We start from the raw sequence: 11,093 nt of genomic DNA, 5'->3' as shown, positions 1-11,093 counted from the left end.
AGAGAATCTTCTTATTTTTTATTCTTTTGTCACAAATGTATTATACTCGAACAAATATTAAAAGGGATGTGCCGAGGGCACACCCCTTTTATACTACCTATAAACTTATAGGACTATAAATATATAATGTAATTTTAATGTAATCGATTAGTACAATGGATACGCTTCACAAAGTGTAGCGACACGTTTACTAGCTTCTTCATGGACCGATTTATCTTCAGGATTTTTAAGAACCACTGCAATAATATCGGCAATTTCTTCCATATCTTTCACTTGCAAACCACGTGTCGTAAGAGCTGGCGTGCCAAGTCGAATGCCGCTTGTTACAAATGGGCTAGCTGGATCAAATGGAATTGTATTTTTATTACATGTAATACCTACTTCATCGAGTAAGTATTCAGCTTCTTTACCAGTTAAACCAGTATTACGAACATCTACAAGCATAACATGAGTATCTGTACCACCAGAAACAATTGTTAAGCCCTTTTCTTGCAATGCTGCAGCCAACGCTTTTGCATTGTCGATGACTTGTTGTGCATATACTTTGAACTCAGGTTGTAAAGCTTCACCAAATGCTACGGCTTTAGCAGCGATAACATGCATCAAAGGACCCCCTTGGATGCCAGGGAAAATGGCTTTATCGATTGCTTTAGCATACTTTTCTTTGCAAAGAATCATACCACCACGAGGACCACGCAATGTTTTATGAGTTGTTGTAGTAACGATATCAGCATATTCTACAGGATTTGGATGTAAACCTGCTGCTACAAGGCCTGCGAAGTGAGCCATATCTACCATGAAGATAGCATCAACTTCATGAGCTACATCAGCCATTTTTTTGAAGTCGATTTGACGGCTATAAGCACTACCACCGGCAATAATCAATTTAGGTTTTGCTTCCAAGACAATCTTGCGGAACTCATCATAATCGATTTGTTGTGTTTCTGCATCTACACCGTAAGGTACTACGTTGAAATATGTACCAGATACGTTAACAGGGGAACCATGAGTTAAGTGACCGCCATGGGACAAGTTCATGCCCACAATAGTATCACCTGGTTGTAATAATGCGAAATACACGCCAAAGTTTGCTTGAGAACCAGAGTGAGGTTGTACGTTAGCATGTTCTGCACCGAACAAGCGTTTTGCACGTTCAATAGCTAATGTTTCAATAACATCAACATTTTCACAACCACCATAATAACGTTTACCAGGATACCCTTCTGCATATTTGTTAGTCAATACGCTACCTTGAGCTTCCATTACTGCTTGAGAAACGAAGTTTTCAGAAGCAATCATTTCCAATTTGTCACGTTGACGTGCCAACTCCTGATTGATAACGGCTTGAATATTAGGGTCTTGTTTTTCTAAGAAACTCATAAGTATCCTCCTCATGTGAATATATGCGTATAAAGTAACGATGTATTACTTCTCTAAGGCTTTAATCTTTTCCACACGGCGTTCATGACGACCGCCTTCAAAATCCGTTGCCATCCAAATAGTAACGATGTCCTTTGCAAGACCGGGGCCGATAACGCGTTCCCCCATAGTCAGGATATTCGCATCATTATGGGCACGACTATATTTTGCGGAAAATGAATCATGACAAAGAGCTGCACGTACACCCTTTATCTTATTAGCCGCAATACCGATACCAATACCAGTACCACAAATCAAAATACCTCTGTCTACTTGACCAGATACAACTGCATTTGCTACAGGTACAGCAATATCAGGATAGTCGCAAGAATCAGCTGTATGACAGCCAAAGTCCTCTACTTCATGTCCCAATGCATTTAACAATTCCTTAACGGATGCCTTTAAATTTAATCCGCCATGATCACAACCGATTGCAACTTTCATAATTTCATCTCCTACGCCTTCTGAGGCACTGATGTAAGACCAGCCTCTACTAAGTGATAAATTTGTTCCGCACATTGATTATATACGGTTTGATCAGATCCATATGGGTCCGTAACATCACCATCTTGACCACCCCACTCGGAAATCGTTTTGATTTTATTTTCCTCAAATGGGAATTGGCGAAGTAGTACAGATTTGTGATCTTTCGTCATACCAACGATAAGATCTGCTGCATTCACGAGTTCCATCGTCAATGGTCTCGATTCATGATCAGAAATATCTGCAATGGAACGGACGGCTTCCACGGCTTGTTCAGTTGGTTTTGCGCCATAAGCGGCAAATAACCCAGCCGATACAGTGGTAACACCCTTATGTTGCTCCGCTGCAAGTGCCCGTGTAATACCTTCAGCCATAGGGCTACGGCAAGTGTTACCGGTACACACAAATAAAATATTCATAATAACATCCTTACTTAATCACATTTTGTGATTACTTTATACATTATAGCAAATTCATCCAATATGTAAAGACATATTTCTATTATCAGTGGACATTTTTATGCTAGTAAATTTACTTATAGATGATATGATGGCTCGATGCCTTCTCCATACGATTCATAATAGCAACACCAAAACCGTCATCATCAACACCTTCTGCCAAGATTAGGGTAACATGATTTTCATTAAAATGTAATAGACTTTTGTAAAAGTCATGACCTAATGATAAAGCATCACTATGATGGCCAAAACAATGGCATATAAAGCGTGTATCCCCTTTAATCAAGTTATACGTTTCATGACTTACCAAACAACCTATGGGACCTTCTACCTCTGCAGAAAGCTCTTTGAAAGTACTTGCTACACCTTCTGGACTACCTACAACAACTGTCATAGGCGCATCAGGAGCATAATGCGTATATTTCATGCCAGGAGCCTTTGGCTTAGTGTTAGCATTAACTAGAGCAGTATCATACTCAACCGTAGACACAACACGTTCAAGCTGTGCTTTTGTAATTCCACCAGGTCGCAATATAATGACCTTATCATCATGGACTTCCACAACAGTAGACTCTACACCAATCGTACATGAACCAGCATCTAAAATATAGGAAATACGGTCCTTCATATCATGATAAACATCTTGTGCCGTTGTGGGACTTGGCCGTCCAGATATATTAGCACTAGGAGCCGCTATAGGTACACCAGCACGCTCTAATAAAGCTCGACAAAGCTCATGATCAGGGCAACGTAAAGCAACACGAGGTAACCCGCCTGTAGCACGATCTGGCACTAAATCTGATTTAGGCAATGTGATTGTCAACGGACCAGGCCAAAACGTATCCATTAATAATTGTGCCGTATTTGAAACCTCTGTTACTAAAGGTTTTATACTTTCACTATTAGGAACATGTAAAATAAGTGGATTATCGGAGGGGCGACCTTTAGCGGTGTAGATTTTATCCATCGCCTCCGGATCTAACCCATTAGCACCTAATCCATATACAGTTTCTGTAGGAATGGACACTAATTCGCCATTACGCAAAGCGCGAGCAAGCATATCTAGTTCTTGATCTGATGGATTTGTAATAATTTGAGTATCCATATTATCCCTCATACACAGCTGTTATAACGCGATCATTTCCACCAAGGTCAGTAATACATCGAATATTAGAATACTGCCCTGTTTCCTCTAATAAAGACTTTACAGCCTCAGCTTGATCAAAACCTATTTCAAAAGCTATACGGCCTTGCGATTTTAAATATATACCGCATGATTTAGTCAAAATACGATAAAAATCAAGTCCATCTTCACCACCAAATAAGGCAATATGAGGCTCATTTAACACGTCCTGAGGCAATAATTTAGCATCCCCTGTACAGATATATGGTGGATTCGATACGATGAGGTCAAACTTCTCAGTTTTACCTACCAAACCAGAAAACATATCGGATTCTATAAATTGAACACGATCATTTAAATTAAACCTTTCACAATTTTCCTCAGCCACTGACAAAGCATCGGTAGATATTTCAAGTCCTACTCCACACGCATTCGGCAAGTAGTGTAATAGACTTAACAATATCGTACCAGGACCCGTACATACATCGAGGATACGCATATCGCTATCTTTTGGATATGTGCCTAGTACATACTCAATCAAAGTTTCTGTATCAGGTCGAGGAATCAATACTTTATCATTAACCTTAAAGGTCAATCCCATAAAGTCCTTTTTCCCAATAATCGCCGCTACACAGTGACCCTTAGCTCGTTCTTGAACGAGAGGTCTAAAAGCATCAAGTTCCTCTTGAATAAGCGGTTGGTCATAATGGGTATATAGATAAATACGATCCTTGCCTAAAATGTGAGAAAGCAGTACTTCCCCATCAAGTCGAGGTGTATCCATCTCCTTGCTTTGAAAGTACTGCTCTGTCCACTGGAGAATACGACCGATTGTCCAAATCTCCTTATGCATTTGTATTGGCCTCCTGCATTTTTGCCGCTTGGTCTGCAGCATTTAAGGCTTGAATAATTTCATCAAGATCGCCATTTAAAATAGCATCTAATTTATATAATGTTAAGTTAATACGATGATCTGTAACGCGTCCTTGTGGATAGTTATAGGTACGAATACGTTCACTACGGTCACCTGTACCAACTTGGCTCTTACGGTCTGCTGCCATACTAGAAATGGCCGCTTGTTCAGCTTGGTCTTGTAATTTAGCGCGCAATACACGCATAGCTTTTTCTCGGTTTTGTAATTGAGAACGTTGGTCTTGACATGCTACAACGATACCAGATGGCAAGTGTGTAATACGAACAGCAGACTCTGTTTTATTGATATGCTGACCACCTGCACCACTCGCACGATACGTGTCGATTTTTAAGTCTTTTTCATTAACTTCAATATCAACATCTTCCATTTCTGGTAATACCGCTACTGTAACGGTAGACGTATGTACACGGCCTTGTGTTTCTGTAGCAGGTACACGTTGTACACGATGTACACCAGACTCAAATTTCATTTTAGAGTATACATTTTCACCATCAACAGAGAAAATAACCTCTTTAAAACCACCTAGTTCAGGTTCATTAGCATCGATAATTTCACAACGCCAGCCTTGGCTTTCCGCATATTTTGTATACATACGAAACAAATCGCCTGCAAACAATGCCGCTTCATCACCACCGGCACCACCACGAATTTCAATGATAATATTCTTATCATCATTAGGGTCCTTAGGCAATAAAAGGATTTGTAATTTCTCTTCTAATTCCTCTTTTTGAGGTTTTAAGTCTTTCAATTCCTCTTGTGCCATTTCGCGGAATTCGTCATCCATGGATTTATCTTCAATAACTTCCATAGCTTCATTAATACCAGCTAATACTTTTTTATAAGTACGGAATGTTTCAACTGTTTCAGATAATTGAGCATGTTGACGTGTTAATTTACGCCATTCATCTTGGCGCGCAATCACTTCAGGGTCACTGATGCGCTGCTCCAGATCCATAAATTTATCTTCAATAACTTGTAATTTATCTACTAACATATTTATTCCTCTTCATATGCATCACTCTCAGGCGGACGAACCTCTTCAAGAGCTCGTATAGCGACTTCAATTTGATCATCTTCTGGTTCACGTGTGGTCATGTACTGTAATGCAAGACCTGGTTTGATAAGAGCTTTCACAAAGGAATGCTCACTACGACCAGCAAGACGAATAACCTCATACGCAATACCTGCCACTACTGGCATGAGAAGTACGCGACTTACGATACGTTCTAACAAATTAGGCCAGCCTAAGAAGGCAAATACAAAGATACTAACAACCATAACGATAAGTAAGAAGTTTGTACCACATCGTGCATGCAATCGACTTTGTTGACGAACATTTTCTACAGTAAGCGGCAAATCTAATTCATAGGTATGAATCGTTTTATGCTCTGCCCCATGATATTGGAAAACTCGTTGGATATCCTTCGTAAGACCAATCCCCCAAATATAAAGTAAGAAAAGTACTAAACGAATGACACCTTCAATGAGATTTAATACTATATGATTATCCTGTACACCAGGAATGAACTTTACGATAAATGTAGGCAATGCCAAAAATATAGCTATCGCAAATAGTGTAGAAATAACCATGGTAATGGCAATTTCACTATTAGACATTTCTTCCTCTTCATCACCAGCGGCCTTAGCTGAGAAGGATAAAGCCTTCATGCCTATCACTAGAGATTCATAGAGAGCTACACAGCCACGAAGAAATGGTTTTTTCAAGATTGGATATGTGTCAGCAATGGACTTTGTAGCCTCTTTTTGAACTACAATAGTTCCTGCAGGCTCACGTACGGCAGTTGCCGTATAGCCAGGGCCTCTCATCATGACACCTTCGATCACAGCCTGCCCTCCGACAAACTTTTTTATACGTTCTCTGTTCACAAGATCTCCTCTCATAAACAAATATAGGCAGAGCCAACAGCCCTGCCAATACATGTTACATTACAAAACAAATTATTTGCCGTAACGTTTGTTAAATTGTTCAATACGACCACGAGCTTGAGCCGCACGTTGTTGACCAGTGAAGAACGGATGGCATTTGGAGCAAACGTCTACACGAAGGTCTTCTTTTACAGAGCCAGTTTTGAATGTGTTGCCACAACCGCAAGTTACTGTAGCTTCTTTATAGTCTGGATGAATACCTTGTTTCATTCTATACACCTCTTTCCAGCAATCAATATTATTCTTATAGATTATAGCATGACACTTGCACAAATGCAAGTAACCAATGCTATTCCTTGGATGCTTGCTTTTCTTCAATAGCCTCAGCTAAAATAGCTTCCAAGTCGCTTTCGTTGAGGATGTCACGCAATGCAATAAGCTCCTCTAAAGAAAGGGTAATACCTTTTTTCATGCTTGTATATTCACTATCCCAAGCACGAAGATCAAACTTAGGATTGTATTTTCCCCAACTAGTACATGTTAATTGTTTTTTCCAACCATCTTTATCTTCAGATAAAGTACCAATAACCTTGAAGATCTCAAAATTAATAACTGCCATAGATCCTCCTTTCTTACATATTCATATGCTATGTTTTGTATCTACTATATTTAGTAGTTTATATTTTTTAGGATACGATATATTTTAAACTAAAATTATATGATTTACAATTCTTTTTTATAATCACTGTAATCTTCAATATCAATAGATGCTGTAGGCGGCATAACTTGTACACCTAATGAATCTACTGTCTTTTTCCAGCTCGTTGTAGCCTCCGTAACAGCCTTGATATATGCCTCGTCAGCAGCCTGTACAGATTCAATTAGTTGGGCTTCATCCTTTACATCTAATACGCGACGACGTACGCTGCTAAGCATATAGCCGAAGGATTCGTCTGTTTGAACAAGCATGGAGATTTCTTGAATTAATGTTTGCCCCGTAGTGCTACAGAAATAGGCATACCACATATATGCTAATTCACCATCTGGGAACATCCAGTAAATATCATCTACGGGCGCTTCTATCGTAATATCTACATCAATATGATCAGTATGACGTTTAAAAGTAAGAAAATAAGCTCCGCTTTCAACTAGAGTAGTACGACCTAATTCAGATACACGGCTATCAATGCAATAAATACCATCTTGACCTAATGCCACATCTGTTTGACCACCTGGCAACAAGATAGAACGCAACGATAAGCCATAATTCAATACGGAAAATACAGGGAGTTGAGCAAATACACCGTGAGGCAAAGGAATGTAGTTAATTGATTTCCATTCAGCCCCTACCCGCTCACGAAGACCAACGCGCATTTTTTTTACATCATATTTGCCATATACGATTTCATAAGCCCCTAGTGGAATCCATTCTCGTATAGCTTCCACTCGTTTTTGGTTCAAGAAAAATTGCAACGCCATATTATTTAAGCCCAATTGATTTTGCACCATTGTAGCAGGTAAGAATAATTGCGCCGTCCCCTCTGGAACCAAGTTATGCAATCCATTAGCCACTTCTTCCACGATATCTTCAGAAGATTGAAACATACCAACTGTACCTGTAAATATATGGTCAAAATAGCTACGATGTGGCCAATGATTTATAATTTGAGACATTGGATATAGACGAGACAAAATGCTATAACACACTGGAGAAGCCGTATAAAGAACAACTTTTTTATCTTCATAAGATTGAAGGATTTCCTCTACCATTCCCGCATATTCTTCAACATAAGCATAAAGAACAAGCTCTCCTGTTTTACTATGAGCTTCAATGCTTTCACGGACTGGTGTTTCCCAAAGCGTACCTACATCAAGACCATCTAAAATACCAGTATCACTGATAAAATCAAATAGTTCTACTCTAAAAGACGGACCATATAACGCTTGGAACGTGGTTAAATCATATGGTACAGGACCAAAGGATTCAACGGTAGATTTTTCTGCCAATGCATATAAATCCTCTGGTGTTACGCCCCACTCGCGAGAGCTAGCATTGCTAGAAATCAATTGATCTAATACATTAAAACGCATTAATTCATTTACAATATCGATACCTTCAATACCATGTGCGGCACAAAGGGTAATAAATTCTTCATTGTTTACTTTCATATTAAACCTTTCCTGCAGAAGGACATAAATGATTTAAAAAACATTCATCACACAAAGGCTTACGAGCCTTACACAATCTACGACCATGATAGATTAACCAGTGATGTGCAGCAGCCCAGTCCTTTTTGGGGATTGCCTTTTGTAACTTTTGTTCCATCTCTTCCGGCGTTTTCGCAATACCTAATTTTAATCGATTAGACACACGGAATACATGTGTATCTACCGCAATGGCTGGTGTACCAAATAAAACAGATACCACAACATTTGCTGTTTTACGCCCTACACCAGGCAATTCAACGAGTTGATCAAATTTACGAGGTACCTCTCCATGATATTGTTCAACTAAAATCTGGCAAGTAGCTATTAAGTTTTTTGCCTTGGACTTATAAAGGCCACAATCTTTAATAAGAGTCTCTAACTTAGCAACCCCGATTTCAAGCATCTTTGCAGGATGATTAAGTTCAGGAAATAATCGTTTAGTAACAATATTGACCCGTTCATCCGTACATTGTGCTGACAAAACTACAGCAACTAATAATTCAAATTCATTTGTATACTCAAGGGCAGGTTTTGCATCAAAATAATGCTCTTGTAACAGTTTCAACTGCTCTGCCTTTATCGCTTTTGTTACACGCATACAGTTCTCCTTTCTCACCTGTGAAAGTACAGACGCGTACAACTTATATCTTACCATACGTATTCATTAAGTTCTATGTTATAATAAAACATGCTATTCTAATATAGAATACAGGAGGCGCATATGAGTAATATTAACGATACATTAAAACGAATAAATGAACTGGCCGCAAAGAAAAAATCCGGTCAAGAATTAACGACAGAGGAATTAGCAGAAAAAAAAGAACTATACGAAATCTACTTAAGCTTCATTCGTGGTCAAATTACAAGCACCTTGGACCGCGTTGAATTTATAGACCCAGAAACAGGTGAAAGAACCGCTCCTAAACGAGCGCTTGAAAACTTGGCAAAAGAAGCTGATCAAGATATTAAAGAGCATAAAGATATTCACTAATGTAACAAATAAACAAAATTGATTACATTACTAATATCCTTTTATGTTTATTCAATCAAATTTATATCTACATACTAAAAACCACTTGATACATGTATCAAGTGGTTTTTAGTATAATTTACTTATGTATTATAATTTACCAAGACGTTTCATGGCATTATAAATTTTTTCAGCTAGACCTGTCATTTGACATTTAGGAATACCGCATGCTGCTATACGAATACCATTTGCTAATGCAATCACATAGATGTGCTCTTTTTTCAATTCTTCACAGATAGCACTCGCAGAGTCTGTAGGAATTGTAATAAAGAAGCCACCTCGGTAAGGTAACATAGGAAGTCCTACTTGTGCTGCTTCTTGTTTAAAGATATCAGCACGATTGCGAATTAATTGATAATAACAATTTCGTTCAGCTTCATATTCCTTAAACTTAGCTGGATCAGTCACAATATTGGCCATTGTACGCATTGCAGGACGACAAATATTAGACCATGTAGCACGACTTGTAGATTTGTTAACTTCAAAAAACTCATCAGCTATTTCTTCATCATCAGAAATCCCAATCATCGCACCAACGCGCTGACCATACATAGTGAATCCTTTAGATAAGCTATAACATACACAGGTGAGAATTTCTTTTGGCAAGTGACTAAATTTATTGAAGAACGCACGTACCTCATCTTTTTCACCAGAGTAATCAAGATATGCTACATCAATACCAATAATCACATTATTTCGACCAATAGCAACCAGCTCCTTCAAGAAATTAAGGATAGAATCCCAATCTTTATCCTCAATGGAGTAGCCAGTTGGGTTGTTACCAGGCGTATTAAAGATAACAACCACATTTGTTTGTTTAGCCGCCAATTCATTTACACGATTTTGGAATGCTTCATGATTAAAGTTGTTATGCTCATCAAATAAGGAATACGTAACTAGTGTACGTCCAGTATCACTACAAATAACACGGTATGCACCCCAGTACCAATCCGCTGTTAATACTTCATCACCAGGCTCTGTGTAGTTATGAATCAAATGATGAATACCACCAGTGCCACCTGCGGTAGCAATGCTACGAATATGTCCTTCTGGACGGAAATTACCAAAACATTCTTTTTCAGCAGCGCACAAAAAATCTGGAATACCCGCAATTGGTGCATAACCAACATGTTCAGAATCCGAAAGACTCAAATATTCTTCTTTAACGGTCTTAAGAAAAACTAAGTTTCCCTCTTCATCATGAATAGCACCTAAAGTACCATTTACAACATTCTCACGGCCATTTTCTTTAGCATCAGCTTGAGCTTGACCAGCAGTTACGAAGATCACGTCTTTTAATTTTTTCCCTTTTGCATGCTTTGCAGCAACACTTGTCATAACTTGCACCATCCTATCTGAAATGAATATTACATATTTATCATACCTAAACTGATTTAAATATACAACGTATATTCAGTAAATATATTGTATACATAGAAGATTTAACTAACTATTAGTAATTCAACACTTATTAAATATATATAAAATAAATTAAGTACCTTATTTAGGAAAAATAGTTAACAAATATACAATAAAACAGTAAATATATAA

The 11,093-nt window shown here is 38.3% G+C and carries 13 protein-coding genes; 1 reads left to right on the top strand and 12 read right to left on the bottom strand.

Translation table 11 applies throughout. The features are described 5' to 3' along the window. Positions 1-147: 147 nt before the first annotated feature. From glyA to nth, 11 genes are all read right to left on the bottom strand, one after another. On the bottom strand, positions 148-1,380 hold the full coding sequence (gene glyA, locus Q7O55_RS09165) for a serine hydroxymethyltransferase (protein WP_303929875.1): 1,233 nt from the start codon (positions 1,378-1,380) through the stop codon (positions 148-150). Between the two features lie 45 nt (positions 1,381-1,425). After that, positions 1,426-1,863, bottom strand: a complete 438-nt coding sequence (rpiB, locus tag Q7O55_RS09160; RefSeq protein WP_303929874.1) for a ribose 5-phosphate isomerase B — start codon at positions 1,861-1,863, stop codon at positions 1,426-1,428. Positions 1,864-1,874: 11 nt separating this feature from the next. Beyond that, positions 1,875-2,321, bottom strand: coding sequence for a low molecular weight protein arginine phosphatase (locus Q7O55_RS09155; protein WP_303929873.1), 447 nt, complete (start codon positions 2,319-2,321; stop codon positions 1,875-1,877). A gap of 112 nt (positions 2,322-2,433) precedes the next feature. Beyond that, complete coding sequence (locus tag Q7O55_RS09150) at positions 2,434-3,465, bottom strand: L-threonylcarbamoyladenylate synthase (RefSeq protein WP_303929872.1); 1,032 nt, start codon at positions 3,463-3,465, stop codon at positions 2,434-2,436. 1 nt (position 3,466) lies between these two features. Next, positions 3,467-4,336 carry a peptide chain release factor N(5)-glutamine methyltransferase gene (prmC, locus tag Q7O55_RS09145; protein WP_303929871.1) on the bottom strand — a complete coding sequence of 290 codons (870 nt, stop codon included), beginning with the start codon at positions 4,334-4,336 and terminating at the stop codon, positions 3,467-3,469. Continuing rightward, positions 4,329-5,411 (bottom strand): peptide chain release factor 1, encoded by a 1,083-nt coding sequence (gene prfA, locus Q7O55_RS09140; protein WP_303929869.1) that lies wholly within the window; start codon positions 5,409-5,411, stop codon positions 4,329-4,331. The genes prmC and prfA overlap by 8 nt, the downstream gene beginning before the upstream one ends. Positions 5,412-5,413: 2 nt before the next feature. Next, on the bottom strand, positions 5,414-6,319 hold the full coding sequence (locus tag Q7O55_RS09135) for a DUF1385 domain-containing protein (RefSeq protein WP_303929867.1): 906 nt from the start codon (positions 6,317-6,319) through the stop codon (positions 5,414-5,416). A 57-nt stretch (positions 6,320-6,376) separates the two neighbouring features. Beyond that, positions 6,377-6,574, bottom strand: coding sequence for a 50S ribosomal protein L31 (gene rpmE, locus Q7O55_RS09130; protein ID WP_004696185.1), 198 nt, complete (start codon positions 6,572-6,574; stop codon positions 6,377-6,379). A 79-nt stretch (positions 6,575-6,653) separates the two neighbouring features. Continuing rightward, positions 6,654-6,923, bottom strand: a complete 270-nt coding sequence (locus tag Q7O55_RS09125; RefSeq protein WP_004696187.1) for a YdbC family protein — start codon at positions 6,921-6,923, stop codon at positions 6,654-6,656. A gap of 104 nt (positions 6,924-7,027) precedes the next feature. Continuing rightward, positions 7,028-8,473 (bottom strand): hypothetical protein, encoded by a 1,446-nt coding sequence (locus Q7O55_RS09120; protein ID WP_303929865.1) that lies wholly within the window; start codon positions 8,471-8,473, stop codon positions 7,028-7,030. 1 nt (position 8,474) lies between these two features. Then, entirely contained in the window at positions 8,475-9,110 is a 636-nt protein-coding gene (gene nth / locus Q7O55_RS09115; protein ID WP_303929864.1) for an endonuclease III, read from the bottom strand. Positions 9,111-9,233: 123 nt separating this feature from the next. Between nth and Q7O55_RS09110 the strand changes: the two genes are divergently transcribed. Then, entirely contained in the window at positions 9,234-9,503 is a 270-nt protein-coding gene (locus Q7O55_RS09110) for a DUF896 domain-containing protein (protein ID WP_303929863.1), read from the top strand. A 129-nt stretch (positions 9,504-9,632) separates the two neighbouring features. Here the strand turns inward: Q7O55_RS09110 and Q7O55_RS09105 are convergent, their stop codons facing one another. Continuing rightward, positions 9,633-10,880 (bottom strand): aminotransferase class I/II-fold pyridoxal phosphate-dependent enzyme, encoded by a 1,248-nt coding sequence (locus Q7O55_RS09105; protein ID WP_303929862.1) that lies wholly within the window; start codon positions 10,878-10,880, stop codon positions 9,633-9,635. Between the last annotated feature and the right edge of the window lie 213 nt (positions 10,881-11,093).

The organism is Veillonella parvula (assembly GCF_945949885.1).
Lineage (GTDB): Bacteria > Bacillota > Negativicutes > Veillonellales > Veillonellaceae > Veillonella > Veillonella parvula_B.
This window is presented reverse-complemented; position numbering and strand designations above follow the sequence as displayed.